The following is a 25,661-nucleotide window of genomic DNA, read 5'->3' as shown; positions in this document are numbered from 1 at the left end:
GGAGGAACAATGGACTATGAACGTCTGATCGACGAGGAGACCTGGGGTTTCATCCGGCGCACAGCCGAGAGCTATCCGGATGATACAGTAGAGATGTCCATTGCTGACCAACGCCGGGTCTATGACGCGATGTGTCAGGACTTCCGCCAGCCGCGCCCACCTGGCATCGAGGTGCGCGACAGGTCCGCCGATGGCGTACCTGTTCGCATCTATAGTGCCGGTGACCCCACCCGGACTGTCGTCTACATACATGGTGGTGGGTTCGTCGTCGGGGGCTTGGATAGCCACGATGATGTTTGTGCTGAACTCTGCGCCCAGACGGGCTATCGGATCGTTTCGGTCGACTATCGGTTGTGCCCTGAGCACGTGCACCCGGCGCAGTTTCAGGATAGCTGGACCGCCACGAACTGGGTGGTTCAGGAATACGGCGAACCGATCGTGCTGGCCGGTGACAGCGCGGGTGGCAATCTGGCAGCAGCCGTTTCGCACCATGGTCGGGGGCGGTTGGAAAATGTGCTGGGGCAGGTCCTCATATATCCCGGCTTAGGCGGAGATATGTCGCAGGGGTCGTATATCGAACATGCCAATGCCCCGCTGCTGACATTGGACGATATCCGGTTTTATGAGACTGTTCGGTATCAAGGGACCACGCCCCAGAACGATCCTACCTTTGCACCGTTGCATGACGTCGATTTCTCGGGGCTACCGCCGACGGTGGTGGTGACCGCCGATTGCGATCCGCTGCGCGATGACGGGAAAGCTTATTGCGACCGGATCACAGCCGCAGGTGGGCAAGCCCAATGCATCAACGAGGCAGGTTTGGTCCATGGGTACCTACGCGCCAGAACATCTGTCGGGCGCGCAGCGGACAGCTTTGAACGCATTTCCGTGGCCATTGAGGCATTGGGGCAGGGGATTTGGTCCTACGACTGAACCGCGTCAGGTCAGGAACGGCTTGGCTTTCATCGTGTCCGCCACCGGCGCACCCATACGCTTAAGTATGGTTGGGGCTAGCTGAAGCTGGTCGATCACGGTATCCGGTTCAGGGCCTTTGGCCTCACCAAAATAGTAAAGCGCCGTTTCCTGCTGCAACGGGCTGCGACCACCGTGATGGCCGCGTTCGTCCTGACCATGATCAGCCGTCACGATGACGTCATAACCCAACTGCTGCCAACGCGGAATGAATGGGGCCAGCATTTCGTCCATGACGAAACAGGCATGGTCCATCTCGGCGCAATCGTGGAAGAAACGATGCCCCATGCTGTCCAGTGTGCAAGTGTGCAGGATGCCATAATCCAGTCCGAAGCGCAGACACAGGTTGGTGAGCGAGGCAAACAGATCGACATCGCTTGGCGTCATCTGGTTGGCGTTGCCATATCCCGTTATTGAATGAAAGCGACCATGGTTGATTGTCAGGTTGTCGGGCTCGTCATATTCAACATCGCGGACGTAGTCGAACGGGTGGCGATTGAAGAATTGAGACCAATAGCTGTGGGTGACCGCGCCGGTTACACCGCCTGCCTCACGCACCTGACTGAACACGTCCTTGTGGCTTAGTCGGAAGACGTTGCCGTTGCCTGTACAGCCATGCTCTTGCGGTGTGACCCCGGTGTGGATGGAGGCGTAGCAGCTGGCAGAGGTCGAGGGCAGCACAGAGCGGAGTTTCCAAACCCGGGCAGCACCGCTGTCGACCCACCCTTCAAGATTGCCAAACAGTCGACGAAAGTTGCGCCAGGGGACGCCGTCGAGGATGATCAAAAGCAGTTTGCGGTCCATGTTCCGGCCCTTGTTTCTGAGTATTCGTTCCGGCGAACCTATGAGATTCGTCCGGCTATGGCTGCGCATTTGCGCCCCAAATAGCAAAATCCCGACGTCTGCTTGTGTTCACAGCGCCGGGAATTTGAATGGTCTTCGGTGTTTCTATGAGAAGGGCGCGGATCAGTTCCCCGCGCTCTCCATTTTGCGGTGGGCGACAACCTCTTCCAGCCAGCCAAGATGCATCTCAGGCACCGAGCTAAGCAGCAAGTCTGTATAGTCGTCGAACGGAGGGCTTAGCACCTGACTCTTGGGACCGTAGCGAACCACCCGACCCTGGTACATCACCGCGATACTATCGCTGATCGCACGGACTGTCGCCAGATCGTGGGTGATGAACAGGTATGCCACATCCTCGATCTTTTGCAGATCCAGCAGCAGCTTGAGGATACCGTCCGCGACCAACGGGTCGAGCGCCGAGGTGACCTCATCACAGATGATCATCTTTGGCTTGGCTGCCAGCGATCGCGCGATACAGACACGCTGTTTTTGACCACCTGACAGTTCCGCCGGATAACGATCGATGAACTTCTCGCCCAGTTCGATCTCATCCAGCAGCTCAACGATCCGCTTGCGTTTCTCGGCGCCGCGCATGTTGAAGTAGAACTCGAGTGGGCGGCCGATAATCGTACCGACGGTCTGACGCGGGTTCATTGCCACGTCGGCCATCTGGTAGATCATTTGCAGCTCACGCAGGTCTTCACGCGTGCGGCCTTTCAGATCAGAGCTGAGCTTGCGGCCCGCAAAGGTAATCTCACCATCGCGGGGCGGAAGAAGCCCGGTGATGACCCGTGCCAGCGTAGACTTGCCCGACCCGGATTCACCCACAACCGCCAGTGTCTGCCCCGGATGAAGCTCGACGTTGACATTATGCAGCACGTCGAAGTTCAAGCCTTTGTAGCGCGCGGTGATACCATCGACGCTCAGGACGGGTTCAGGAGTTGGTTTTTTCTCTTCGTGCTCGATTGAGCGGACCGAAACCAGCGCCTGTGTGTACTCTTCTTGCGGGCGGTTGATGATCTGATCGGTATTTCCGTATTCGACCGTATCGCCCATCCGCAGCACCATGATGTCATCACTGACCTGGGCCACAACTGCCAGATCATGGGTGATATACAAGGCGGCAACGCCCGAGTCGCGAATGGCGTCTTTGATGGCCATCAGCACATCGATTTGGGTAGTCACGTCCAGTGCCGTGGTAGGTTCGTCAAAAACCACCAGATCAGGCTCAGGGCAAAGCGCCAGCGCCGTCATGCAGCGCTGCAGCTGTCCGCCCGAAACCTGGTGCGGGTAACGATCACCGATATTGTCAGGGTCGGGCAGACCCAGCTTGGCAAAAAGCTCACGCGCGCGGGCTTCAGCCTCTTTGCGCGAAAACTTCTTCTGCTCAACTGCGGCCTCGACCACTTGATCCATGATCTTCTTTGCGGGGTTGAACGATGCGGCGGCGGATTGGGAAACATATGTTACCTCACCACCGCGCAGTTTGCGGATATCCCCATGAGATGTCTTGAGGATATCACGCCCGTTTACCCAAACCTCGCCCCCGGTGATTTTCACACCGCCACGGCCATAGGCCATTGAGGCCAGACCGATGGTAGATTTGCCAGCCCCGGATTCGCCGATCAGACCCAGCACCTTGCCTGGCGCGAGGTCAAAGCTGACCCCGTGCACGATCTCGATGTCATGGGGCTTTTCACCCGGCGGATAGACGGTCGCGCCGATTTTGAGGTCGCGGACCTTGAGAAGGACATCACTCATCCCCGGCCTCCTTTCAGCGATGTGGTACGATTCAGGACCCAGTCAGCCACCAGGTTGACCGAGATTGCCAGCGTCGCAATGGCCACAGCGGGATAAAGCGCTGCGCCGATGCCATAGACGATGCCATCCTTGTTTTCTTTCACGATACCGCCCCAGTCAGCCAGCGGTGGCTGGACGCCCAGTCCCAGGAACGACAGGGTCGAGATGAACAGAACCATGAAGATGAACCGTAGCCCGAATTCGGCCACAAGTGGCGACAGCGCATTGGGCAGGATTTCCCGGAAGATGATCCAGGCGCGCCCTTCGCCGCGCAGCTTGGCGGCTTCAACATAGTCCATCACGTTGATGTCCACCGCTACGGATCGCGATAGACGATACGGGCGAGTGGCATCCAGTAAGCCCATAACAAGGATCAGGATCGGGACGGTCACCGGAACGATGGCCAGAATGACCAGTGCCAGGATCAGAGTCGGGATTGACATGATCAGATCCACCGTACGGCTGAGCGCCTGATCAGCCCATCCGCCCAGTACAGCAGCCAGCAAGCCCAGCGACGTACCGGTCAGAAAGCTGAGCAGCGTCGCCGCTGCCGCGATGAAGATTGTCGTGCGCCCGCCATAGATCATGCGGGTCAGCAGATCGCGGCCGATATTGTCAGTGCCTAGCAGATGTTCGGGGCTGCTCGGCTCCCAGACGTCGCCGACGACTTCTGCCATTCCATAGGGTGCAATCAACGGGGCGGCGATCGCCACAAAGAAATAGGCGAAGGTGAAGATAAGGCCAATCAGAGCCGAAAGAGGAATGTTCTTTATCATTTCGGATGCCTCAGTCTTGGGTTGGCAAGGATCGACACGATATCTGCAACCATGTTCAGACCGATATAAACGGCCGCAAACACCACGCCGCAGGCCAGAACAACCGGCACATCACGTTTGGTCACGGCATCCACAAGGTATTGCCCCATACCTGGATAGACGAACACAACCTCGACCACGACAACACCCACGACCAGATAGGCCAGGTTCAGCATGACGACGTTCACGATCGGTGAAATCGCGTTGGGAAAGGCATGGCGGGCAATAACCTGAAATGTGCTGAGGCCTTTCAATTCAGCGGTTTCGATATAGGCCGATTGCATGAGGTTCAGAATGGCCGCGCGCGTCATGCGCATCATCTGTGCCAGCACGACCAGCGTCAGAACAAAGGCAGGTAGCGCGATTGCATTCAACTTTTGTCCAAACGACATAGAATCATTGATCATCGCAAGCGACGAGAACCATCCCAATTTCACTGAGATATAGTAGATCACCACATAACCGATCAGAAATTCGGGGATCGAAACCGTCGTCAGGGTGATGGCTGAAATCAGTTTGTCGGGCCAGCGATTGCGGAACCGCACGGCAAGCAGCCCCAGAAAGATTGCAAGCGGTACGGAAACTATTGCTGCCACGCAAGCCAGGAACAGAGTGTTCCCAAGGCGTTTTCCAATACTCTCGGAGATATCAAGTTTGTTGGTCAGGGATTGACCCAGGTCACCCTGAAGTATGCCGCCCAACCACTCGAAATAGCGTGTAAGGGCAGGGCGGTTCAGGCCCATTTCTTCGCGTAGGTTTGCCAAGGCCTCTGGAGTTGCGGACTGCCCCAGGACGGCTTGCGCGGCGTCTCCGGGTAGGGCTTCGGTTAGGCCGAAAATCAGGGCCGAAGCGCCGAGCAGCAAAAGGAGTCCCAGCGCCAGGCGCTGGGAAACCAATTTGATGATGGGATGCATTATCCGTAGCCCGTTTTAGACGAACCACATTTTGCGGGATATGTTGCCGTTCATCATCTCTTGCGTCGGGTCAGATTCCCATCCGTCCAGTTGGTTGCTGATGCCCTCGACAAAGTCGTTGAACATCGGACAGATCAGGCCGCCTTCGTTGCGGACCATTTGACCCATCTGGCTGTAGATGGCTTTGCGTTTCTCAGGGTCGAGTTCCGCCTTTGCCGCGAACAATAAGTCGTCAAACGCCTGAACCTTAAACCTCGTGTCATTCCAGTCTGCGGTCGACAGATATGCAGTCGAGTACATCTGGTCCTGAACCGGGCGGCCGCCCCAATAAGACGCACAGAAGGGTTGAACGTTCCAAACCTCGGACCAGTAGCCATCATTGGGCTCACGCTTGATTTCAAGCGGAATTCCAGCCTGTGCTGCAGTCTGCTGGAACAGAGCAGCAGCATCTACAGCACCTGGGAACGCACCATCGGCAACGCGCAAAATAATCGGAGAGCCATCATGTCCAGATTTCTTATAGTGCTCTGCAGCCTTTTCAACGCTGAACTCGCGCTGTTCGATGGTTTCATCAAACAATGGATAGGCTGAATTGATCGGCATATCATTCCCGATCGAGCCATAGCCGCGCAGAACTTTGTCAACCAATTCCGCGCGGTTGATGGCGTACTTCAGTGCGGTGCGCAGTTCATTGTTATCAAACGGAGCCGTGTCGCAATGCATGATGAAGACATAGTGACCGCGACCAGCGGTTGAATGCACCGTCAGGTTAGGCGCACGGCCCAACAGGTCGGCAACTTTGGGTTCAACGCGGTTGACGGCGTGGACCTGTCCGGACTGCAGTGCAGCGGTCCGTGCCGTCGCATCGTTGATCACAACAACTTCTACGCTGTCAAAATTGCCGAAATCGCTGTTCCAGTGGTTTTCGTTCTTGGTGAACAAGTGGCGGACGCCGGGTTCGTCCACTTCTAGTTTGTACGGGCCGGTGCCGATACCTGCCGCCGGATTATCCATGCCGCCATCGGGCTGAATGATGAGGTGATAGTCGGCCATCAGATACGGCAGGTCGGCGTTCGGCTCGGTCAGTGTGACCTGGAAATTATCTCCATCGGCCTTCATCGACTCGATGCCTTTCATGATGCCCAAGGCACCTGATTTGGAATCTTCGTTCGAGTGGCGCTGCATAGTTTTCAGCACGTCTTCGCTGGTCATGGTCTTGCCGTTGTGGAACTCAACCCCTTGACGCAGCTTGAACGTCCAAACTTTCGCGTCTGCACTTCCTTCGACGCTTTCAGCCAGGCGCGGTTCGATGGTTCCGTCGGGCGCCACTTCGACCAGTTGGTCTCCGAACTGCTTGCCGTTCTGGAACGGGACTGAGCTTGCGTAGGTTGCCGGATCAAGTGAGTTGGTCGATTCACCACCCTGCAAACCGAATTTCAGATCGCCGCCCTTTTTCGGACCAGCGGCACGTGCGGCATCGGCAAACATAGTGCTTGCCATTGCGGCCGAGACACCCAGTGCCGCTGCTTTACCCATGAATTCACGGCGGGTCAGCTTTCCAGCTGTGACCTGCTTTGACATGTGAGTGAGTTGTTCGTTCATCCAGATTTCTCCCAGTTGATAGGATGTTCAGCCCGTTGGTGGGCTTTTTATTGACGCATGAGTCAACTTAGGTGCAATTCAGGGCAGCGGGCAAGTGCAAATCTCTTGAAATAATGGGGAGGTTCCGCCTTTGATCGCGCCAGATGATCTTGTTATGAGCCTTTGGAAATCCAAAACCCCTTATTCCTAACTACTTACTCTGACCTGAACAAATTATCCGATAGTTGCCTGGTCAGTTTTGCATGAACTTTCGTTCCACAGATCAAACGCCAGTCCGGCCTCTAAGTGATTCTATCGGGTGGGTTTTTCGGATGGGTGGGGTCAGGGTCCCGGATCAGTTTTTTATTGCAACAATCAGATCCATTACGTTTGTCCCCGTGGGTCCCGTGACCAACAGCGCCCCCGCCTTGTCGAGGAAACTGCCGCTATCTGCATTGTCCAGATACGCTTGCGCCTTATCAGACCAAGTGTCGCCGGTAACGATGGCGCCTGCTGCATCTGTTGGCCCGTCGGTGCCATCTGTTCCTCCGACGATGACGGTCAAATCAGATTGCCCTGCGATTTCGCGCGCGAGTGCTAGAGCAAGGGCCTGATTGCGCCCACCGCGCCCTGGCGCATCAGGTAGGACCACGGTTGGTTCGCCGCCAAATACCATGGCGCCCTTGGGCATATTCCGCAGCCGATCTCCTAATTTAGCTGCAACCGAGAGATAGTCATCGTGCATCGCTTCCTCGTTGTCGAGGACCTTGATGCCTGAGTTCTCGGCCGCAATTGCTGCAGCGTCGCGCGCGTGTGCGTTTGATGCGATTATCGCGGTGTGGGCAGAAAACTCCGGTTCTTCAGGCGACGATCCGATACCGGAGCCAATAACACCCAGATCATCACCCGGGACGTCCGAGATCGCCAGAACGATCACGCTTTTCCCCGAGAATGCCGACAACAAACCGCCACCCTTGATCCGGGACAGCTTGCGCCGTTCCGTGTTCATTGCACCGATGTCGAGGCCTTCACTCAGCAGTCTTTGGTTGAGGGCCTCAAGATCATCCAATGTCGCACCGGCCACGAGGTCCTCGGCAAGCGAAGAAGCCCCTCCCGAAACTAGCAGAAGCAGCTTGCTGTTGGGTTTCATCGCCTCAACCGTTTCGCGCAATGCCTGCCCACCCTTCAGACTGCGGGCATCGGGAACCGGGTGTGCAGCTTCAATCACCACAATATGCTTAGGCAGGTCGTGGCCATGGCCATCCTTGGTAACCACCAGAGTGGGCACTGGGCCAAACCGTTCGACGGCGGCACGGGCCATGGCCCCTGCGGCTTTTCCAACGGCCAATATCTGATCTGGGGCTTCGATCGCCTGAGTGGCCTCCAGCGTTGCGCGATATCCATCAACCGCCGCCACGCCTGCGCGCCAAATGTCCTGTGCCTTTTGCGAACTCTGCATCAGCTTTCCATCCAAATTGTGACTGGTCCGTCATTGACCAACTCTACCGCCATGTCAGCTCCGAACGCACCTGTCTCAACCGGAATGCCCCGCGATGAAAGGTTGTGTACAAACGCCTCGTAGAGGTGTTCGCCCTCAGCCGCCGGGGCGGCCCCGGAAAACCCAGGCCTGTTTCCACGCGATGTGTCAGCTGCCAAGGTGAACTGGCTGACCACCAGGGCCGAGCCCTCAATGTCCAATATCGACCGGTTCATCTTTCCCGCGTCGTCTTTGAAGATACGGAGCTTTGCGATCTTTTCAGCCAATTGATCAGCTTGTTTCTCTCCATCCCCCTGCATCGCACAAACCAGAATCATCAATCCGGGGCCCGATCGCCCGATGACTGTTCCATCGACTTTGACCGAGGCACTGGAAATTCTTTGAAGTAAGGCGCGCATCTGCAGATCCTGTATTTTATTGCTATTCGTGCCAATCGATCACTTCATCCAGCGCGGCACGTTCCGTTCTGAACGCGTTCGCCGGGTGATCCATATCCGCATATCCGAACGAAATCGCGCACAGAATCAAGCGATCTTCTGATATCCCGAAATAACGGTGAAGAAATGCGCCATGTGCCGCTACCGCTGCCTGCGGGATACAAGCCACACCAAGGGCCTGCGCCGCCAGTGAAAATGCGGTCACGAAGCCACCACAATCCATCGCGCCGTAAGGGCCCAGTTCAGCCGGGCTGGACAGTATGGCGCAATGTGGGGCGCCGAACAGAGCATAGTTTTCCATCATCTGTTGCGCCGAGGCCCTGCGATCACCTTTTTCGATACCAACCGCTTTGTAGAGGGCCCAGCCACAGGCGCGACGGCGCTCTTGATAAACACCAGAATAGCCGGTTGGAAAGGGTAGGTCCGGAGCAGGCGCAACGTGCGAGGCTTCGTGTTGCAACGCGTCCCGAAAATGGTCTGTCTCGGCCCCGCTGGTGATGACGACTTGCCAGGGTTGCGCGTTGCACCAGCTTGGAACACGCGCAGCACTGGCGACAATCTGTTCAATCTGTTCGCGAGGCACCAAGTCCGTGCGAAAGGCACGGCAAGAAAAACGATCGGCCAAGAGCGCGTTCAGAGCGTCAAGGTGCAATTCAACATCTCCTTTCAGGCATGCCGAGGAGTAGGTTCCATGAGCGTGCTCTGCTTATCAGCTTTATTGCTGTCCAGTTGCCACCAGATACCCGACGCCGGCCGCAACGAGAAGGCCCAGAACCACGGCGATCGTAATCTTGATTGCGGACCAGGGACGCTCACCCTGAACGCGGCCGGTCCGGCCATTGACCACAAAACGATAGGTCTGGCCGCGGTATTTGTAGGCCGCCATCCAAACCGGCAAAAGGATGTGTTTGAATGTGACATCTCGCACTTCGGTGTCGACAGCGTGAATGCGCTGACGATCACCTCCGATATCGAAGCGCACGTCACGCTCGATCACCCGTGCCATATGTGCGCGGGCCTCTTGATAACCTTCTCGCAGTTCGACCGTGTAAGCCTCGGCGCGGAAACCGGCCAGATATTCCGGCTGGTATGGCTCAAGCGCAGGCAGGTCCCATGGCTCCAGCGCATCGGTATAGGATTTGGGCAGCGATTGAGACGCCAAAACCAGAACATCGTCAAAGAACCTTGCGACCCGTCCGGATTTTGGAGTCCAGCGTACTTTGGGAACCTGTTGCTGCACGCGCTTTCCATCGCGCATCACAGTGCGAGTTTCGTAATACACCACACCGCGTTCCCCACGATAGCTCGACTTGGTATCAGCGTCGAAGGTCCAATACGGGACATAAATGCCCTGCATCTTGCGTCCCTTTCGGGCGTATTCCTTCAACCCGTTGGGTGCAAACCACAGTCGGCCCAGCCAATCCCCCATTGCCTTGTGGGCCGAGCGTTCATCCAGTGCAAAGGGCAACACTCCGCGAGGTTTGATATGGCGGCTGACGCCTGTATCGGTCACTACCGGAGTGGCACAGAACGGGCACTCCGCAGCATGGGTGTTCGGATCAAACTCAACCTGAGCCGCGCAGTTCGGACAGGTCAGAACACGGGTTTCTTCAATCTCGCTGTCAGGCAAGCGATCCGCGATGGCGGCGTCGAAATCCAGCTCTCGCAGACTCGCACCACCCCATGGGCCAGCACCGATCGTTCTGGTGTTGCCACAATGATCGCAGGTCAGCGTTCCGTCACCGGGATTGAACCGATAATCCGCCCCGCATTGGTCACAGGGGAAACGGTGTTCGTCTTTCGCCATGACAGAACCTCGAAATCAGGTTACCAAATGTCAGATCACGCGCCCGGAGGCGGCGGCGGTAAAATCGTGAACAGCTGCGCCAACTCCTGCACGTCGCCTGCCTTCTTCCAGCCGTCCTGTCCGGCGGTCCAAACGTGGGTATCACGCGTGATTTCACCATCGGTTGCCATACGACCCATCTTGGCCTTGGAGAACGGCCCGCTGGTCTGGCCATCCACCGCGATATGCCACACGTGCTCGACGGGTGGCGGGGGTGGCGGTGCCGCAGGCGCTGCGGCTTGCGGGGCAGCGAGGGCGGAACCGCCCCAAGGGCCGCTCGGCTGACCCGCTGCCATGTTCGACATCTGCTGCGCCATCGCCATGCCCATTCCCATGCCAAGACCCGCGCCCATGCCGCCACCCTGGCCAGGGTTGTTGGCTGCCGCAGTCATCGCTTCGGCTGCGGAATACTGCGTGAATTTACCCAGATCGCCCGCCAAGCCCATGGACGTGCGTTTGTCCAGCGCAGCTTCGACCGCAGGCGGCAGTGAGATGTTTTCGATATAGAATTCGGGCATGCTCAAGCCATACCCGTCCAACACCGGGGACACCTCAGCCGCGATCAACTTGCCCAGATCGGCGGTGTTCGCCGCCATATCGAGAACTGGAATGCCCGAGCCTGCGATGACGCGGCTGAATTCCTGCACGATGATGTTTCTGATCTGAAAGCTGATCTCGTCCATGGTGAATTCACCATCGGTGCCTACGATCTCTACTAGGAATTTCGCCGGGTCCTTGACCCGCACTGTATAGGTGCCGAAGGCCCGGATGCGTGTTGGCCCAAACTCGGGATCGCGCAGCATGATCGGGTTCTTGGTGCCCCATTTCAGGTCATTGAACCGGGTCGTGTTAACGAAGTAAATTTCAGACTTGAACGGAGACTGAAAGCCGTGATCCCAATGCTGCAGCGTCGTCATGATCGGCATGTTGTTTGTCTCAAGCATGTAGAGACCTGGGGTGAAGACATCCGCCAACTGCCCTTCATGCACAAAGACCGCCGCTTGACCTTCGCGCACGGTCAGCTTGGCGCCGTATTTGATCTCGTGTCCTTCACGCTCGAACCGCCAGACCATCGTGTCGCGCGTATCGTCGACCCAGTGGATGACGTCGATAAATTCGCCGGTCAGAAAATCAAAAATTCCCATTGGATTTCTCCTGTCTTCGGGGTCAGAGCGACTGCCCCATCAATTCGCGTGCAATGATACGGACCACCGGGCGCGCTTCTTCAGCGGTCATGCCAGCCTTAAGGCGCGGGTCATAAAGGATGGTCAGCAGCTTTTCGTCATGACTTGTCAGCAGGGCGAACTCGTCGTCATCGTTGAAGATTGATGGCCGGGCAGACGGGCTGTCATTCGGCAGCCCCAATCCCTGAGCGATCTCTTCGTGGACGCAACTCAGGCGCACCAGATCGGGATGTTCCGCCCGGATCAGGGCAACAGCCCGGGTATATGTCTGTGGCGCGCTGTTCGACGCCGAAGCGAATACAAAGCAATAGAAAGAGCGCGGCAGTTTGTCGAAGAGGTCAAGTTGTGCCTGCCCTATGCCCGGGATCAGTTGTCGCAGCCGGGCTTGCACATAAGCGGTATCATCTTCACCCGCCACGAAGACGTGGAAATTTGCATTCCGGGTGGTGGTTGAGACCGGGTGTCCAGTGAGCCGCGACAAGCGGTTGGCGTAGGCGCCAATTCGGGCGGTCTCTTGCTGGCGGACTTCAGGTGCAACCGATGGACCAAACTCGGGCTTTATGCGAACCGGCGACGACCAGCGACTAAGCTGTCGGCTGGTGCGGCTGCTGCCGCTGGCAACGCCTTGCCCCGGATATTCATTATAAAACGCTATGGTCTCAAAGTTCCGGGCCAGATCATCGGCATCATAGGGCGTATCAGGGCCACCGCCATCGGTTCTCAGCAACCCGCGCGTCAGCAAGTTGTTTTGTACGCTTTCATAGTATCGCGCGAGATCAAGGCTCGCTGGTGAGGGCGCTTGATATGCATTGCTCAGGCCTTGCGGCTGGGCAGGTTGAGGTTCAGGAGCGATCGTCGTCGTCAATGCCTCATCGCAGCCAGCAAATGCCAGCAGCGACAAGCCCAATACTGCAATCTTAGCGCGATGAAATGGCCGCACGCCCGCTGTTTCCATTATCCGGGAACAGCCGTTCCGGCATTGTCGCCGATCCCGTCCTGTCGCGCCTTGGCCGAGGCGAGCGTGTCGCGCAATTCGGCCTCCATCTTCTTCAGTTCTTCCTCGGCTGCGGCGCGTTTGGCCTTGCCTTCGTCTGCAATGGCGAGGCTTTCGTTGATGGTGCCGATCAGGTCTGCATTGGCTTGTTTGACGGCTTCGATATCGAAGACGCCACGCTCCATCTCTTCGCGGATCATTTTGTTGGATTCGCGCAAGTTGGCGGCGTTCGAGGTCAGCAATTCATTGGTCAGATCATTGGCATCACGTACGGCAGCGGCGGCCTCGGCACTGCGCTGTATGGTGACAGCTTGTGCCAGCTGGGTTTCCCAGAGCGGTACTGTGTTGACGAGGGTCGAGTTGATCTTGGTCACCAGCGACTTGTCATTTTCCTGCACCAGACGGATGGAGGGCAGCGATTGCATCGTCACCTGACGGGTAAGCTTCAGGTCGTGGACCCGGCGTTCCAGATCATCGCGCGCGGCACGCAAGTCGCGCAATTCCTGCGCTTTCATCACCTGTTGGTCTTCGGGCGCGGCCTGAACCTCGGCCTCTTTTTCAGGAATGTCGTGGCTGTCCAGCTCGGTCAGCTTCTCCTCTCCCGCTGCGATGTAAAGTGCGAGTTCGTCGTAGAACTCCAGCGTTTTTTCGTACAGCAGATCCAAAGACTTGATATCTTTCAGCAGTGTATGCTCATGCCCCAGAAGATCATCAGTGATCCGGTCGATCTGGCTTTGAACGTCTTCATACTGCGCTGTGAACTTGGCAAAGGGTGCAGCGCGGCCCAGCAGTTTTTCCCACCAACTGCGTTCGCGACGCACATCCAGTTCGCTGACTGAAAACCCCCGGATCGTTGTTACGATATTGCGAAGGCTGTCACCCGCCGGGCCCACATCCTTGTTGCGCACGTCGGCCAGCATGGCCTGACTGATCTCTTGCAATTCCGCCTGTGCGGATGATCCGAACGAGACGATCGAGTTTGTGTCGCCCATGTCGATCTCACCCATCCGCTTGCGGATCTCGGCACCAACCGGTTCGTCGGCCTCTTCCAACGGGACAATCTCGGCCTGCGGCTCGGGGAGGGCTACGGCGGTGACTTCCTGCACCAGCGTTTCAGCCTCGACTGCCTTGTTTTTAATCTCATCGGACATGGGGTAATCCTCGCTTACATAAAAGCCGGTCAGTCCAACCGGACGCCTTCGCGCTGCAGCCGGTCGCGCAGCACATCAATTTCAACCGTCAGATCACTGCGGTCATCCAATAGCATCTTTCGCGTCCGCGCCGCGAAATTCTGTTCAAGATCGTCCAGCAACGCCGAATAGTCCGCCAACGCCTGCGCATCACGCGTCCGTGCATAGACGTCCGAAAACTTCACCGTCGCATCGCGCGCGCCCTGCAAATAAACCGTCAGGTATTTTCGGGCACCAGCCAGATCGCGCGGGTCTTCCTCGACCGTGCGAAACAGATCGCGGGCTGTATCCTGAAAGCGTTCGACCCGCGCTTCGATCCGGCGGTCACCTGCGCGTTTTATTGCATCTGTCATTTGGGTCAGATGGGTTTCGGCGTCCTCGACCACGCGTGCGACACGGTCCTGCTGGAAGGTGTCGACACCCTCCATTCCTTTGTCCTTCATTGGGTCGAGGCCGAAGGAAACCGAATGTAGAACCGTTGCAGCGGCGCCAAACAGGATGGGGGCCAGCAGGCTTACCTGTGATGCTGTTTCGGCGTCCAGAAATTCGGTCCGGTATGAGGCTAGCGCCGCCCCCAAACCGGTCAGAACGCTGGAAAACACCTTGCGGGGAAACGCAGGTCTGCGTGCGGTGCGGCGGGCGTTGTAAGCGGATTCGGCCCTTAAACCTTCGCGCAGCAGAAACGCGGCAGCGGTCAGTAGCCCTGCCGCAACCAGGCCGATGGTCATTCCGATCGCGCCATCGTTCAGAGACAGAAACACCAGTGGTATCGCCGGGACAAACAGGATGTTCGCGCGTGCACCTGCCGGTTCGACACGGGCACCATCGAATTGGCCACGCGATGGCTGATCCTGCGAGGAAACATCGCCTTCTGGGCTGAATTTGCCGCCGTACCGTTTGGCCATTTCGCTACAGGCCCCCCAACAGACCGGTGCAGACGCCGAACAACAGCACCAACAGGGCCGCATAGGCCAATTTTTGTACTCCGGTCCCGGACATAGCGCCCCCCAACTGTGACCATCAGGGAAAATTTAGGCGATACGAGGGCTTGGCGCTAGGGGGAAGGTTGAATAACCCGCGTCACTTGCGAGGTTTCTTGCCGATTGCTGGTCTTTTGCGCTGCGGTCGAGCAGGGCGTTTGGCCGGGGGTATTCCGCTATCCTCAGCATCCAGCCCCAGTTGGTCGCGCATGACACGGCGGCGGATTTCTTCAACCTCGCCGGGTTTCAGGTTGCCCAGTTGGAATGGGCCGTAAGAAACCCGCAAAAGCCTGTTCACCACATAACCGATATCTTCGATAGCGCGGCGGATTTCGCGATTCTTGCCTTCGCGCAGGCCGATGGTCAGCCAAGCGTTCGCGCCCTGTTGACGGTCCAGTGTCACGGTCATGGGCTGAAACCGTTCACCATCGATTACCAGGCCTTTGCGCAGCGGTTCGAAATCCTCGTCTTTGGGGCGTCCATTTACCCGCACCCGGTATTTGCGCAGCCATCCAGTTGAGGGCAGTTCCAGCTTGCGCTTGATGCCGCCATCATTAGTCAGCAGTAGCAATCCTTCCGAGTTCAGATCGAGTCGCCCGACGCTCATGACCCGGGGCATATCCTCGGGCAGGTCGTCAAAAATCGTCTTGCGGCCTTTTTCGTCACGCGCCGTCGTCACTAGTCCCGGTGGCTTGTGATAGAGCCACAGGCGTGATGGCTCGGGCTCGGATACTGGTTTACCATCGACGGTAATCCTGTCCTTGGCGGTTACGTTCAGCGCAGGGCTGTTGATCGCCTTGCCATTCACGGTCACACGTCCGGCTTCGATCATGCGTTCAGCTTCGCGGCGCGAGGCGACACCGGCGCGGGCCAGCACTTTGGCGATCCGGTCGCCGGGAGGAGGGGTATTGGTCATCCTCCGGCCATAACCCATCCCGGCGGCTTGCGAAAGACGGGTTTCTGAGGCAGTCAGAGGCATGAAGTTCAGATCCCACATGAAACAGGCGCTGGAACAGGCACAGGCGGCAGCAGACCGAGGTGAAGTGCCGGTCGGCGCGGTGATCGTCGCGCCCGGCGGGCAGGTGGTGGCCGCAGATGGGAACCGCACCCGCGAGTTGAATGACCCCACTGCCCATGCTGAGATTCTGGCTCTGCGCGCCGCATGTGCCGCGGCCGGGTCCGAGCGTTTACCCGATCATGACCTTTACGTAACTCTTGAGCCTTGTGCCATGTGCGCCGCAGCGCTGGCCGCAGCCCGCATCCGGCGCATCTACTACGGCGCTTCCGATCCGAAATCTGGCGGTGTCGCGCATGGCGCGCGCGTGTTTTCACACCCACAGGCCCACCATCGACCCGAGGTCTATGACGGCATTGCCGCCGAAGAGGCTGCCGCGCTGCTGAAACGCTTCTTCGCGGCGCAGCGCGGTTAAGTTTTTACGACCATTTCACGTGGGATATCAGCCAGGGGCTTGCCCCCATCTGACGTCACCACAAAGCTTTCGGTAATCGCCAGTCCCCAGTCTGGGGTCCAGAGGCCGGGCATTAGGTGAAAGGTCATATTCTCTTGCAATTCCGTCGTGTCACCGGGTCGCAGGCTCATGGTGCGCTCGCCCCAGTCGGGCGGATAGCTGAGCCCGATGGGATAGCCGGTGCGGTTGGCTTTGACATACCCCGCGCGGGCGAAACTGTCATAGACACAAGCCGCGACCTCTTCGCAGGTGATGCCAGGGCGTGCGGCGGTCATTGTGTCGTCGATAGCGGTTAGAACGGCGGCTTCGGCCCGGCGGATATCATCCGGGGGATCACCCAGAAACAGGCTGCGACTGGCGGGGCAGTGATAGCGTCGATAGCAGCCGGAGATTTCGAAATAGGTCGCCTCATCCCGCGCCAGAGGTCGGTCGTTCCAAGTAATGTGCGAGGCAGAAGCCTCACGACCGGAGGGTGCAATCGGCACGATAGCAGGGTAATCTCCGGCTAGGCCGGGCAGTCCGGCGATGCCTGCCGCCTGCACTTCGGCGACAAGTTGGTTTTTGGGCAATCCTTCGCGATATGCGTCAAGCAGAACACCGTGCATATGTGCGGTCAGCTGACCCGCCTTGCGCATCATTGCGATCTCGGCATCGCTTTTTACGGCGCGCTTCCAATTCACAAGCCCTGTGGCATCAATCAATGCACCGAAGGCGCGTTCGAGGATGCGGTGACTGGCGGCTGAGTAATAATAGTTATCCATCTCCACGCCGATACCAGAGGTCCAGCCGCGATCCCGCAACGCAAGGACGAGCGCGTCGACCGGATGGTGGTCCGGGTGTTGCACATGCTCTTCGGGCCAGTCCAGCAGGTCCATCTGGTCCAGCCAGGTGGTCTGCGCAGCCCCCGCCTTGTCCTGCGTTCTGCCCCACCAAAGGGGCGATCCGCTGGCGGGCAGGATGACCATCTGCGTTACGTAAAAGCTCCAACCGTCATAACCGGTGAGCCACGCCATGTTCGATGGGTCCGTGATCAACAAGGTCTCGATACCCTGTTGATCCATCGCAGAACGGGTCTTGTGAATGCGGTCAGCGTATTCCTGCGCGCTGAAATCCGACGCGGGCATCAGAGAGAAATCGCCTGCATGACCTCGGGCTCGATTACATCGACACCGGGTAACCTGTCAGCCAATTCCTGAGCCGATTGCGCGAGAATCGGAAAGGTCTTGTAATGGCACGGGATCACTGTCTTGAAATTGAAATACCGCTTGGCAGCATAGGCAGTGCCCTTCATGTCCATGGTAAAGTGGCCGCCTGCCGAAAGGATGCCGATATCGGGTTTGTAATAATCACCCATCCACTCCATGTCGGCCATAATGTCGGTATCGCCAGAGAAATAGAGCATACGGTCCTCGGACGCGATCATATAGCCGACCTCGGTTCCACCCGTGCGAAGACCATCAGGCGTCGAGAAGGTCGAGCTGTGCGACGCAGGCACCATCGTTAATTTGACACCGTTTAGGTCAACAGTGCCACCCTTGTTGAATCCGACCGTTTCAATACCTTCAGCCTCGGCCCAGTAGCCCATCAGGTCGTATTGCCCGACCATGGGCACGTTTAGATGTTTGGCCAGCGGCAGCACATCGACGACATGATCGAAATGAGTATGAGTCAGCAGGATATGCGTCGCGCCCGCAACGGCTGCGTCATGCTGATCTTCGGGCAAAGACGGGTTGCCCGTCAGCCAGGGATCGATCAATAGAACTTGTCCTGCTGTTTCGATGCGAAAGCTGCCATGTCCCAGCCAAATGATATCCATAGAGAATCCTCCCATTTTCCGCTTGGAGTTAGCCTAGCATCGGCTATGTAAAAATCTATGGATTGGACGCAGTATGTTGATGGATATTGTGAGAGGCTCTCACCCGCGTATTGGGCCGAGCCGATAAACGCGATTACCAATGCGGCCTTTCTTATTGCTGCATTTGTGATGTGGCAAAGGGCGCGCGGGCGGGGCGCACCTTTGGCGATGGCTTTGGTTGTCATATTGGCGATGATCGGAATTGGCAGCTATCTGTTCCATACCCATGCGCAGGTTTGGGCGGCGATCTTGGATGTGACGCCAATTCTGCTGTACATCCTCGTTTACATCTACGCAGTGAATCGCGATGTCTGGCGGCTGAGCAACAGATACGCGCTGGGTTTGACCGCGATGTTCTTTCCGTACGTGGCGCTGACGATCCCGCTATTCCAGTTGGTGCCTAGGCTTGGTGGCTCGGCGGCATACGCCCCAGTCCCTCTATTGATTCTGATTTATGCGGTCCTGTTGCGCCGGAAAGCCCCGGACACTGCGCGTGGGCTGACAATAGGAGCAACTGTCCTGATCACCTCGATCACCTTTCGGTCACTGGACACTCCAATTTGCGGGTATCTGCCAACGGGGACGCATTTTATGTGGCACATTCTGAATGCAGTTATGCTGGGCTGGATGATTGAGGTTTATCTGCGGGCGATCCGAAATCCACCTGCCGGAGCTGCGGTGGCTGCAGGATCAGGACATTGATCAGAACCACCGAAGCATCATCCTGATTGGTTAATCCCTGAACGCAGCAGCCAAAGCCTCGTGCAGATCAAATTCAGCCAATACGCGCGCGCGGCCTTCGGCTGACATCTTGAAAGCCGTTTTTTCAACAATGCGTTGGATTTTTTCGGCGGAGTGCTTGGCGGCAAAAGGTTCAAAGTACCATTTCAGAAAAACGAAACAGATCACGTCCTCGAGCGCCTGTACCTCGGCATTGCGCTTGATCCCCTGTTTGCGCAGCATTTGCCCGACGGCTTCTATATCGTCCGCGCCATATTCCGCCAGTTCCATGAACCCCTGCACAACATCGGCGTGATAAACGCCCTGCGCCTTACGCCAGGCCAGATACCCTGCGCGTCCTTCGGGGTATTCCGTGCGCTTCAGCTTCCAGCGTTCAACGTGCTGGCCACGTGCAGCAATTTGCAAGGCATCGGATGCATCGGGAAACAGTCGGTTCAACTCTGCGCTCATGCGTTGGCCATAAAGCAGCTCGACCGGCTGGCCGTCCTCCATATTAGGGTCTTGCGCATTTGCTGCGTCAATTGCGTCCAGAACGGTTTGCTTGCGTGTGCTCATTCTCTGCTCCGTTAGCTCGCCTGAACTGCACCTAACGGGTGGTTCGGCGTTTGGTCCAAGACCATGCTAACGAGTTGTTGGAATGGGTGCAGTAGTCAATTGTAAAAAGCGCCGGATCGGGAGGGGGCGTACCGATCCGGCGCGCAGGTCAGGGTTATTTGCCTGCCTGGGTGTGGTCCCTCGTCACGGGCTCCGAAACAGGCGCGGGGAAGCTAAGGTTTCGGGTCAGATTGTTCATATCGATACCCAAAGCCAGGGCGGGCGAGGTCAGAACCAGAGCGGACAATATGAAGGCGGGAAGAAGGGTTTTCATGAGGTGTCTCCGATTTCTCGTTGCGTCACGATATTGAGGTGAACTGTTCGGTTCATTTTTTCAATGACAAAACTGAACTAATCGGTTTACTTATTTGCATATCAGCCATTCAAATATGCATGGCAGCTGGCGATATTGGGTTTGAATCCCCGTCTGCCGCCTGTCGCTCTTGCGAGTGTTGCGGCAGGCAGGTAAACGCCCCCTAACGTAGATGAGGGTTTCCGATGTCGATTGACCAAAGCACCGCCGCCAAGGTGGCCAAACTGGCCCGGATCAAGGTCGAGGATGATGCGCTGCCTGCGCTGGCGTCCGAGTTCAACAATATCCTCGGGTTTATCGAGCAACTGAACGAAGTGGATGTCGAAGGCGTTGAGCCGATGGTCTCGGTCGAGCCGATGCGCCTGAAGCGTCGTCAGGACGTGGTCACCGATGGAAACCAGCAGGACAAGGTCCTATCCAACGCCCCCGATGCGCGTGAAGGGTTCTTCGCTGTTCCAAAGGTTGTGGAGTAAGTCATGAGCGAACTGAACAAACTGGGCCTGGCCGAGGCCCGCGACGCGCTGCGTACCAAAGAAGTGACCTCGGTCGAACTGACCGAGGCCTGCCTGAAGGCCATTGATGAAGCCGACGCGCTGAACGCGTTTGTCCACAAGACGCCCGAGATCGCGTTGGAGCGCGCCAAGGCGGCGGATGAGCGGATCAAAGGCGGCGACGCGCCTTCGATGTGCGGCCTGCCCATCGGTATCAAGGACCTGTTTTGCACTAAGGGCGTGCCCTCGCAAGCGGCCTCGAAAATTCTCGAGGGGTTCAAGCCCGAATACGAATCCACCGTGTCGCAACAATTGGCGGATGCTGGTGCTGTGATGCTGGGCAAGCTGAACATGGACGAGTTCGCGATGGGTTCGTCTAATGAAACATCCGTTTACGGCAATGCGGTCAGCCCGTGGCGGCGCGGCAATGACGATGCACAGCTGACACCCGGCGGCTCGTCCGGTGGCTCAGCCTCGGCTGTCTCGGCTGACCTGTGTCTGGCCGCGACCGGTACCGATACCGGCGGTTCGATCCGCCAGCCTGCTGCTTTTGTCGGCATCACCGGCATCAAGCCAACCTATGGTCGTTGCTCGCGCTGGGGCATTGTGGCCTTCGCCTCTTCTCTGGATCAGGCCGGTCCGATGACCAAGAACGTCCGTGACGCAGCGATCATGCTGGAAACCATGTGCGGTCATGACCCCAAGGATTCCACCAGCGCCGAGCTGGCCGTGCCGAATTTTGAGGCAATGCTGACCGGCGATATCAAAGGTAAGAAAATTGGTATCCCCAAGGAATACCGCATGGACGGCATGCCCGCCGAGATTGAAAAGCTTTGGGCCGATGGCACCGCTATGCTGAAAGACGCAGGCGCCGAAATCGTCGATATCTCGCTGCCGCATACCAAATTCGCGCTGCCTGCCTATTACGTGATTGCTCCTGCCGAGGCGTCGTCGAACCTCGCCCGCTATGACGGTGTCCGGTATGGCCGCCGAGCGCAGTTGGCTCAAGGCGATGGCATCACCGAGATGTACGAAAAGACCCGTGCCGAAGGCTTCGGTCATGAGGTCCAGCGCCGGGTGATGATCGGCACCTACGTGCTGTCTGCAGGCTTCTATGACGCCTACTACAACCGCGCTCGTAAGGTCCGCACCCTGATCAAGAAGGACTTCGAAGATGTCTTTGCCGCAGGCGTTGATGCGATCCTGACCCCGGCAACGCCGTCGGCCTCGTTCGGCCTGGGCGAGATGACCGAGGCTGATCCTGTTCAGATGTACCTGAACGATGTGTTCACCGTGACAGTGAACCTCGCTGGCCTGCCCGGTATTTCGGTGCCTGCTGGTCTGGACAAACAGGGCCTTCCGTTAGGTCTGCAGCTGATCGGCCGTCCGTGGGAGGAAGGCGATCTGCTCAACACCGCCTACGCGCTAGAGAGCGCGGCTGGGTTTGTGGCCAAGCCCGGAAAATGGTGGTAATCCTCAATCCTGACACGGCAATAAGGAACCGGAGCAGCCAAATGCGCAAATTGCTTCTGATCCCGGCCCTTGGGCTGATCGCGGCATGTGATACCGTTACCCCTGTTTCGGGTACCGGTTTCAATACGCCGGAATATCAGGCGCAGCGCGAGGCCGAACTGGCTGGGCAGGGTCTTGCCGGTAATCCGCTTGCGCCACCCGAGGCGGTTTCCGAACAGCCGCTCTCGGCGCAGGGGGCTGTTGGTGCCGCACCGACAGGCGACGCCTCTGACATCGCCAACCAGACGACCATTGCCTTGGCGAATACGTCCGGTCAGGAGACGCGCGTCGCGCCTCTGACTGCAACAAACAACCCAAGTATCTCTGATGAGCAGGATTTTGAGGCTGTCTCAAACCGTCGCAGTATCGATGCCGACGCCGCTCGTATCGAACAGAATCGGCAGTCTTACGAGGTCGTCGCCCCTACTGCCGTGCCCGAGCGTGGCTCTGACGGGCAACCCAATATTGTGCAATACGCTCTGAGCACTTCGAACCCCATCGGTACCCAGTTGTACAGCCGAGCCGGATTTAACCTGCAGGCCAAGGCACAGCGCAACTGCGCTCAGTTCGCCTCTCCTGATCAGGCGCAGATTGAGTTTCTGTCGAATGGAGGCCCCCAGCGCGACCGCAAAGGGCTGGATCCGGACGGCGACGGTTACGCCTGCGGCTGGGACCCCAGCCCGTTCCGCAGTGCCGTCAACAACTAAGCTCTCCCCCATCTGGCACCCATCGCCCAATTTCGGCCCCCGCCGGGATGGGCTGTCACCCGAGCTGATCGTGCTGCACTACACTGCAATGGAGAGCGCTGCTGCGGCGCTTGAACGTCTCTGCGATCCGGGTCCCGAGGTCTCCGCCCACTACCTGATCGGTCGCGACGGTGCGCTCTGGCAGCTTGTCCGAGAGGAAGATCGCGCTTGGCACGCCGGGGCAGGGGAGTGGCAAGGGCAAGCCGACATAAACTCCCGCTCGATCGGGATCGAGCTGGACAATGGCGGAGACCACCCGTTTGCCGAACCCCAAATGCGTGTATTGGAACAGCTTTTGCCCGAACTCATGCAGCGTTGGACCATCGCGCCAGAGGGTGTGATCGGGCATTCCGACATGGCACCGGGCCGCAAGTCCGACCCCGGCCCCCGGTTCGACTGGCAAAGGTTGGAACACCAGCGCCTTGCCGCTCGGCGTGGTACTGCCCTCGAACCGAACGTCAACTTCCGCGAGCTGGCGCAGAACCGGGGCTACACAGCGACAAGCGACGAGAAGACGCTCCTAAATTCCACACGCCTGCGCTATCGCCCGTGGGCCTCAGGCCCCTTGCACCTCGATGATCTCATAGCCCTCTGTCCGCTCCCAAAATCGACCTGATCCGCCCTTCATCTGGCCAAAAATATCTCGGGGATGAATTGGCCGTAGGCCAAGAAGGGGCTGGCCCCTTCACCACCCCAACCCCTCTTGACGCCATCACGCACAGAGCCTACCCAACCCACGCGCGGAGGGCCGGATGGCCGCTGGGGTCGTTAGGCCCGAGAGGAAAGTCCGGACTCCACAAGGCAACGGTGCCGGGTAACGCCCGGGCGGGGAAACCCGACGGAAAGCGCCACAGAAATCAGACCGCCACACACGTGTGGCAAGGGTGAAACGGTGGGGTAAGAGCCCACCGCGCCGCTGGCAACAGTGGCGGCACGGCAAGCCCCACCGGGAGCAATGCCGAATAGGGTCCCCGCGCGGGCCGGTCGGTGCAAACCGATACCGCCGCTAGGCACGCCTTGGCCGAGAGGGACCGGGTTGGCAGCTCGAGCCGCGCAGCAATGCACGGCCTAGAGGAATGGTCATCGAAGGGGGCAACCCTGGAACAGGATCCGGCTTACAGGCCCTCCGCGCATCTCCTGTTACCCGCCCGGAGGTGTGTAGGTGCCGCCAAGTGCTGCAGCTTTTTCGGCGACGGCAACAAATTCCTGCGCCGACCATGCGCGAACGGTCTCGATCCTCGAAACCGCACCCGTGCCCGCGACGGCCATGCCAATTGCCACAGCATCACTGCCTTCAGGCAGTTCGCTGATAACTACGACATCATTGCCTCCAGTGGTTATATAAAATGAGATCAGTCTGCCGCCTGCTTTCTCAAGCAAGGCCTTGACGGGACCGGTGCGATCTTCCGGTTTTGCCAACATTCCTTTGACCCCATCTTGCGAATAAGACGCATAGGTAATGAAAACAGGCATATTTCTCTCCCTTGGTTGCAGTTTATTCGGAGCGCTAAATGCGGCCGACTCCTTGGCCGTGTCGCGTGCAGGATTGCGCGCAAACCGGAAAAGACCCGGCCAAATAGACAGCCGGGCGTTGCTATAGTTGTGAGCGGTGTTGTCTGCCGGAATTTACATCCAGCCCGGTATTACCTAAGTCCGCAAAACGGGCTTCGAAGGTTCCGGCGACACTATCACAGAATCGTGAGCGTTCCAAATCGACTGCTCTTGAAGCCGTGTCAGGAATTGTTCCCCCAACGCGGCGAATCCGGTTGACTTGGGCGCATGAGCGGTTAAAAGCGCACGCTCATAAGGATTCAACCGAAAGGCCCCTGCCTTTTCGGACGCAGGAGATAACCATGGCGAAGCCGACGACAATCAAGATCCGTCTGAACTCGACCGCGGGCACGGGCCACTTCTACGTGACCAAGAAGAACGCGCGCACCATGACCGAGAAAATGACCATTCGTAAATACGATCCGGTCGCTCGGAAGCATGTCGAGTACAAAGAAGGCAAGATCAAGTAATCTGCCCTCTGACATACTTTTTGAAGAAGGACTCTGCCATGCAGGGTCCTTTTTTGTATTGTTTTGGGGTATCTCTTGGTCGGCCTAAACCAAGCGGGGGCGTTGCAGGGGCGCATCAGAGGTTTGGGTGTTCTGAATCTCAGCGGCTTGCTTTTTCTAATCCCCTGCCGCTACGCTTCAGCAACCCTTTCCAAAATGTTGACCGCCATGAAAAAAATCTTGTTGCCCGCTCTTGCTGTTCTGACATTGTCAGCCTGCGAAGACCCCTTTAACCGCGAAGGTGTTGGTTTCACCGGGATTGATGGTGAACCGCGCACAGTGTCGGATGTAAAAGGCGCCGTAGCCTTTTTGCCGCCAGAAACCAACATCCCGGCGGAACTGGCCAAGCTGCCAACGGTCCAGGTTACATCGGACAAAGCCGAGCTTGAAAAGATCGCGGGTGTCGCAATCGATAATGGCGGTCGCTCAGATGCGAATTCAGTTCAGCTCACTGGCAGTGATACCAATCTGTACCTGAGCAATGTCAGTGTAAACGGTCAGTTGTTCGGCGTCCTGCGTACGGAAAACAACTCCACCAAAGTTGATACATCGGTGGGCTCGGCCTTTGGCGCTCAAACAGAACGCTTTACCGGATGCTTGCCCGCGGGTGATGTATACCGCAAAGGTTCGTCCGAGCGCAGTTCGGGTTTTGCAGTGCCACTGAACTGCCGTTAATTTAGCTTACATAATCTAAGTAAAAGCCCCCGCCATTGGCGGGGGCTTTCTAGTTTCAGAGTTTCTGCAAGTCTTACGAGGCGCTGAACAAGGGCCCAAACCCAGCAGCGGTCATTCAATCCATATGACACACCGGACGATGATCACGCGA

At 57.7% G+C, this 25,661-nt stretch carries 28 protein-coding genes and 1 other RNA gene; 10 read left to right on the top strand and 19 right to left on the bottom strand.

Going from position 1 to position 25,661, the window contains the following annotated elements; all coding sequences use genetic code 11:
- Positions 1–9 precede the first annotated feature (9 nt).
- Positions 10–933: an alpha/beta hydrolase gene (locus ACR0MP_RS09840; protein ID WP_170420683.1), complete on the top strand. Its 924-nt coding sequence runs from the start codon at positions 10–12 to the stop codon at positions 931–933.
- Positions 934–939: 6 nt separating this feature from the next.
- Here ACR0MP_RS09840 and ACR0MP_RS09835 read toward each other — a convergent pair whose 3' ends face one another.
- From ACR0MP_RS09835 to ACR0MP_RS09770, 14 genes are all read right to left on the bottom strand, one after another.
- A complete protein-coding gene (locus ACR0MP_RS09835; RefSeq protein ID WP_480886480.1) occupies positions 940–1,776 on the bottom strand; it encodes an alkaline phosphatase family protein in 837 nt (278 codons plus the stop codon).
- A 162-nt stretch (positions 1,777–1,938) separates the two neighbouring features.
- A complete protein-coding gene (locus ACR0MP_RS09830) occupies positions 1,939–3,576 on the bottom strand; it encodes an ABC transporter ATP-binding protein (protein ID WP_170392262.1) in 1,638 nt (545 codons plus the stop codon).
- Positions 3,573–4,388: an ABC transporter permease gene (locus tag ACR0MP_RS09825; protein ID WP_170402849.1), complete on the bottom strand. Its 816-nt coding sequence runs from the start codon at positions 4,386–4,388 to the stop codon at positions 3,573–3,575. Before ACR0MP_RS09825 ends, ACR0MP_RS09830 begins: the two co-directional genes overlap by 4 nt.
- Positions 4,388–5,344, bottom strand: coding sequence for an ABC transporter permease (locus ACR0MP_RS09820; protein WP_170392259.1), 957 nt, complete (start codon positions 5,342–5,344; stop codon positions 4,388–4,390). Before ACR0MP_RS09820 ends, ACR0MP_RS09825 begins: the two co-directional genes overlap by 1 nt.
- A 15-nt stretch (positions 5,345–5,359) precedes the next feature.
- Positions 5,360–6,946 (bottom strand): ABC transporter substrate-binding protein, encoded by a 1,587-nt coding sequence (locus ACR0MP_RS09815; protein WP_170401652.1) that lies wholly within the window; start codon positions 6,944–6,946, stop codon positions 5,360–5,362.
- 334 nt (positions 6,947–7,280) lie between these two features.
- Complete coding sequence (locus ACR0MP_RS09810; RefSeq protein ID WP_170401649.1) at positions 7,281–8,384, bottom strand: DUF4147 domain-containing protein; 1,104 nt, start codon at positions 8,382–8,384, stop codon at positions 7,281–7,283.
- Positions 8,384–8,821, bottom strand: a complete 438-nt coding sequence (gene dtd, locus ACR0MP_RS09805; protein WP_170594645.1) for a D-aminoacyl-tRNA deacylase — start codon at positions 8,819–8,821, stop codon at positions 8,384–8,386. The genes ACR0MP_RS09810 and dtd overlap by 1 nt, the downstream gene beginning before the upstream one ends.
- Before the next feature lie 22 nt (positions 8,822–8,843).
- Positions 8,844–9,512 carry a nitroreductase gene (locus ACR0MP_RS09800; RefSeq protein ID WP_170401643.1) on the bottom strand — a complete coding sequence of 223 codons (669 nt, stop codon included), beginning with the start codon at positions 9,510–9,512 and terminating at the stop codon, positions 8,844–8,846.
- Positions 9,513–9,575: 63 nt separating this feature from the next.
- Positions 9,576–10,667, bottom strand: coding sequence for a TFIIB-type zinc finger domain-containing protein (locus ACR0MP_RS09795; protein ID WP_170392249.1), 1,092 nt, complete (start codon positions 10,665–10,667; stop codon positions 9,576–9,578).
- 35 nt (positions 10,668–10,702) lie between these two features.
- Complete coding sequence (locus ACR0MP_RS09790; RefSeq protein ID WP_480886478.1) at positions 10,703–11,851, bottom strand: SPFH domain-containing protein; 1,149 nt, start codon at positions 11,849–11,851, stop codon at positions 10,703–10,705.
- A 22-nt stretch (positions 11,852–11,873) separates the two neighbouring features.
- The gene (locus ACR0MP_RS09785; RefSeq protein ID WP_170401636.1) at positions 11,874–12,845 is read right to left on the bottom strand and encodes a DUF2927 domain-containing protein; all 972 of its coding nucleotides are present in this window, start codon (positions 12,843–12,845) and stop codon (positions 11,874–11,876) included.
- Entirely contained in the window at positions 12,845–14,035 is a 1,191-nt protein-coding gene (locus tag ACR0MP_RS09780; RefSeq protein WP_170392243.1) for a toxic anion resistance protein, read from the bottom strand. Before ACR0MP_RS09780 ends, ACR0MP_RS09785 begins: the two co-directional genes overlap by 1 nt.
- Before the next feature lie 29 nt (positions 14,036–14,064).
- Positions 14,065–14,979 carry a 5-bromo-4-chloroindolyl phosphate hydrolysis family protein gene (locus ACR0MP_RS09775; RefSeq protein ID WP_480591938.1) on the bottom strand — a complete coding sequence of 305 codons (915 nt, stop codon included), beginning with the start codon at positions 14,977–14,979 and terminating at the stop codon, positions 14,065–14,067.
- A 175-nt stretch (positions 14,980–15,154) separates the two neighbouring features.
- On the bottom strand, positions 15,155–16,033 hold the full coding sequence (locus tag ACR0MP_RS09770) for a pseudouridine synthase (protein ID WP_170401625.1): 879 nt from the start codon (positions 16,031–16,033) through the stop codon (positions 15,155–15,157).
- Here ACR0MP_RS09770 and ACR0MP_RS09765 point away from each other — a divergent pair.
- The gene (locus ACR0MP_RS09765) at positions 16,032–16,484 is read left to right on the top strand and encodes a nucleoside deaminase (protein ID WP_170401621.1); all 453 of its coding nucleotides are present in this window, start codon (positions 16,032–16,034) and stop codon (positions 16,482–16,484) included. The genes ACR0MP_RS09770 and ACR0MP_RS09765 overlap by 2 nt on opposite strands.
- Here the strand turns inward: ACR0MP_RS09765 and ACR0MP_RS09760 are convergent.
- Positions 16,481–17,647, bottom strand: a complete 1,167-nt coding sequence (locus tag ACR0MP_RS09760; protein ID WP_480886476.1) for a M24 family metallopeptidase — start codon at positions 17,645–17,647, stop codon at positions 16,481–16,483. The two genes, ACR0MP_RS09765 and ACR0MP_RS09760, sit on opposite strands and share 4 nt — an antisense overlap.
- Positions 17,647–18,339 (bottom strand): metal-dependent hydrolase, encoded by a 693-nt coding sequence (locus ACR0MP_RS09755; protein ID WP_480886475.1) that lies wholly within the window; start codon positions 18,337–18,339, stop codon positions 17,647–17,649. The genes ACR0MP_RS09760 and ACR0MP_RS09755 overlap by 1 nt, the downstream gene beginning before the upstream one ends.
- 57 nt (positions 18,340–18,396) lie before the next feature.
- Between ACR0MP_RS09755 and ACR0MP_RS09750 the strand changes: the two genes are divergently transcribed.
- Positions 18,397–19,080: a ceramidase domain-containing protein gene (locus ACR0MP_RS09750; protein WP_170735529.1), complete on the top strand. Its 684-nt coding sequence runs from the start codon at positions 18,397–18,399 to the stop codon at positions 19,078–19,080.
- A 30-nt stretch (positions 19,081–19,110) separates the two neighbouring features.
- Here ACR0MP_RS09750 and ACR0MP_RS09745 read toward each other — a convergent pair whose 3' ends face one another.
- Positions 19,111–19,674 (bottom strand): DUF4202 domain-containing protein, encoded by a 564-nt coding sequence (locus ACR0MP_RS09745; RefSeq protein ID WP_170735527.1) that lies wholly within the window; start codon positions 19,672–19,674, stop codon positions 19,111–19,113.
- Positions 19,675–19,828: 154 nt separating this feature from the next.
- Positions 19,829–19,987: a hypothetical protein gene (locus ACR0MP_RS09740; protein WP_170401611.1), complete on the bottom strand. Its 159-nt coding sequence runs from the start codon at positions 19,985–19,987 to the stop codon at positions 19,829–19,831.
- Positions 19,988–20,211: 224 nt separating this feature from the next.
- Between ACR0MP_RS09740 and gatC the strand changes: the two genes are divergently transcribed.
- From gatC to rnpB, 5 genes are all read left to right on the top strand, one after another.
- Positions 20,212–20,499 (top strand): Asp-tRNA(Asn)/Glu-tRNA(Gln) amidotransferase subunit GatC, encoded by a 288-nt coding sequence (gene gatC / locus ACR0MP_RS09735; protein ID WP_170392224.1) that lies wholly within the window; start codon positions 20,212–20,214, stop codon positions 20,497–20,499.
- Positions 20,500–20,502: 3 nt separating this feature from the next.
- A complete protein-coding gene (gene gatA / locus ACR0MP_RS09730) occupies positions 20,503–21,990 on the top strand; it encodes an Asp-tRNA(Asn)/Glu-tRNA(Gln) amidotransferase subunit GatA (protein ID WP_170401608.1) in 1,488 nt (495 codons plus the stop codon).
- A 41-nt stretch (positions 21,991–22,031) separates the two neighbouring features.
- Positions 22,032–22,736 carry a hypothetical protein gene (locus ACR0MP_RS09725; protein ID WP_480886473.1) on the top strand — a complete coding sequence of 235 codons (705 nt, stop codon included), beginning with the start codon at positions 22,032–22,034 and terminating at the stop codon, positions 22,734–22,736.
- Entirely contained in the window at positions 22,720–23,391 is a 672-nt protein-coding gene (locus ACR0MP_RS09720; protein WP_480614877.1) for an N-acetylmuramoyl-L-alanine amidase, read from the top strand. The genes ACR0MP_RS09725 and ACR0MP_RS09720 overlap by 17 nt, the downstream gene beginning before the upstream one ends.
- Before the next feature lie 124 nt (positions 23,392–23,515).
- Positions 23,516–23,909, top strand: an RNA gene (rnpB, locus tag ACR0MP_RS09715) — RNase P RNA component class A.
- A 6-nt stretch (positions 23,910–23,915) separates the two neighbouring features.
- Here the strand turns inward: rnpB and ACR0MP_RS09710 are convergent.
- Positions 23,916–24,248, bottom strand: coding sequence for a GYD domain-containing protein (locus tag ACR0MP_RS09710; RefSeq protein ID WP_170392216.1), 333 nt, complete (start codon positions 24,246–24,248; stop codon positions 23,916–23,918).
- A gap of 380 nt (positions 24,249–24,628) precedes the next feature.
- Here ACR0MP_RS09710 and rpmG point away from each other — a divergent pair, with 380 nt between their 5' ends.
- Both rpmG and ACR0MP_RS09700 read left to right on the top strand, forming a co-directional pair.
- On the top strand, positions 24,629–24,796 hold the full coding sequence (gene rpmG, locus ACR0MP_RS09705; protein ID WP_010441901.1) for a 50S ribosomal protein L33: 168 nt from the start codon (positions 24,629–24,631) through the stop codon (positions 24,794–24,796).
- Between the two features lie 207 nt (positions 24,797–25,003).
- On the top strand, positions 25,004–25,510 hold the full coding sequence (locus ACR0MP_RS09700) for a membrane lipoprotein lipid attachment site-containing protein (protein WP_170392214.1): 507 nt from the start codon (positions 25,004–25,006) through the stop codon (positions 25,508–25,510).
- Positions 25,511–25,661 lie beyond the last annotated feature (151 nt).

This window comes from Ruegeria sp. K3 (genome assembly GCF_056531845.1).
This window is presented reverse-complemented; position numbering and strand designations above follow the sequence as displayed.

Coding starts and splice junctions, on each gene's coding strand:
- ACR0MP_RS09785 (WP_170401636.1), bottom strand. CDS start 12,845: ATGGAAACAGCGGGCGTGCGGCCATTTCATCGCGCTAAGATTGCAGTA.
- ACR0MP_RS09795 (WP_170392249.1), bottom strand. CDS start 10,667: ATGGCGAAAGACGAACACCGTTTCCCCTGTGACCAATGCGGGGCGGAT.
- ACR0MP_RS09840 (WP_170420683.1), top strand. CDS start 10: ATGGACTATGAACGTCTGATCGACGAGGAGACCTGGGGTTTCATCCGG.
- ACR0MP_RS09830 (WP_170392262.1), bottom strand. CDS start 3,576: ATGAGTGATGTCCTTCTCAAGGTCCGCGACCTCAAAATCGGCGCGACC.
- ACR0MP_RS09810 (WP_170401649.1), bottom strand. CDS start 8,384: ATGCAGAGTTCGCAAAAGGCACAGGACATTTGGCGCGCAGGCGTGGCG.
- ACR0MP_RS09815 (WP_170401652.1), bottom strand. CDS start 6,946: ATGAACGAACAACTCACTCACATGTCAAAGCAGGTCACAGCTGGAAAG.
- ACR0MP_RS09725 (WP_480886473.1), top strand. CDS start 22,032: ATGCGCAAATTGCTTCTGATCCCGGCCCTTGGGCTGATCGCGGCATGT.
- ACR0MP_RS09740 (WP_170401611.1), bottom strand. CDS start 19,987: ATGAAAACCCTTCTTCCCGCCTTCATATTGTCCGCTCTGGTTCTGACC.
- ACR0MP_RS09775 (WP_480591938.1), bottom strand. CDS start 14,979: ATGGCCAAACGGTACGGCGGCAAATTCAGCCCAGAAGGCGATGTTTCC.
- ACR0MP_RS09790 (WP_480886478.1), bottom strand. CDS start 11,851: ATGGGAATTTTTGATTTTCTGACCGGCGAATTTATCGACGTCATCCAC.
- ACR0MP_RS09745 (WP_170735527.1), bottom strand. CDS start 19,674: ATGAGCACACGCAAGCAAACCGTTCTGGACGCAATTGACGCAGCAAAT.
- rpmG (WP_010441901.1), top strand. CDS start 24,629: ATGGCGAAGCCGACGACAATCAAGATCCGTCTGAACTCGACCGCGGGC.
- ACR0MP_RS09770 (WP_170401625.1), bottom strand. CDS start 16,033: ATGCCTCTGACTGCCTCAGAAACCCGTCTTTCGCAAGCCGCCGGGATG.
- ACR0MP_RS09710 (WP_170392216.1), bottom strand. CDS start 24,248: ATGCCTGTTTTCATTACCTATGCGTCTTATTCGCAAGATGGGGTCAAA.
- ACR0MP_RS09835 (WP_480886480.1), bottom strand. CDS start 1,776: ATGGACCGCAAACTGCTTTTGATCATCCTCGACGGCGTCCCCTGGCGC.
- dtd (WP_170594645.1), bottom strand. CDS start 8,821: ATGCGCGCCTTACTTCAAAGAATTTCCAGTGCCTCGGTCAAAGTCGAT.
- ACR0MP_RS09750 (WP_170735529.1), top strand. CDS start 18,397: ATGGATTGGACGCAGTATGTTGATGGATATTGTGAGAGGCTCTCACCC.
- ACR0MP_RS09780 (WP_170392243.1), bottom strand. CDS start 14,035: ATGTCCGATGAGATTAAAAACAAGGCAGTCGAGGCTGAAACGCTGGTG.
- ACR0MP_RS09760 (WP_480886476.1), bottom strand. CDS start 17,647: ATGCCCGCGTCGGATTTCAGCGCGCAGGAATACGCTGACCGCATTCAC.
- gatA (WP_170401608.1), top strand. CDS start 20,503: ATGAGCGAACTGAACAAACTGGGCCTGGCCGAGGCCCGCGACGCGCTG.
- ACR0MP_RS09765 (WP_170401621.1), top strand. CDS start 16,032: ATGAAGTTCAGATCCCACATGAAACAGGCGCTGGAACAGGCACAGGCG.
- ACR0MP_RS09820 (WP_170392259.1), bottom strand. CDS start 5,344: ATGCATCCCATCATCAAATTGGTTTCCCAGCGCCTGGCGCTGGGACTC.
- ACR0MP_RS09700 (WP_170392214.1), top strand. CDS start 25,004: ATGAAAAAAATCTTGTTGCCCGCTCTTGCTGTTCTGACATTGTCAGCC.
- gatC (WP_170392224.1), top strand. CDS start 20,212: ATGTCGATTGACCAAAGCACCGCCGCCAAGGTGGCCAAACTGGCCCGG.
- ACR0MP_RS09755 (WP_480886475.1), bottom strand. CDS start 18,339: ATGGATATCATTTGGCTGGGACATGGCAGCTTTCGCATCGAAACAGCA.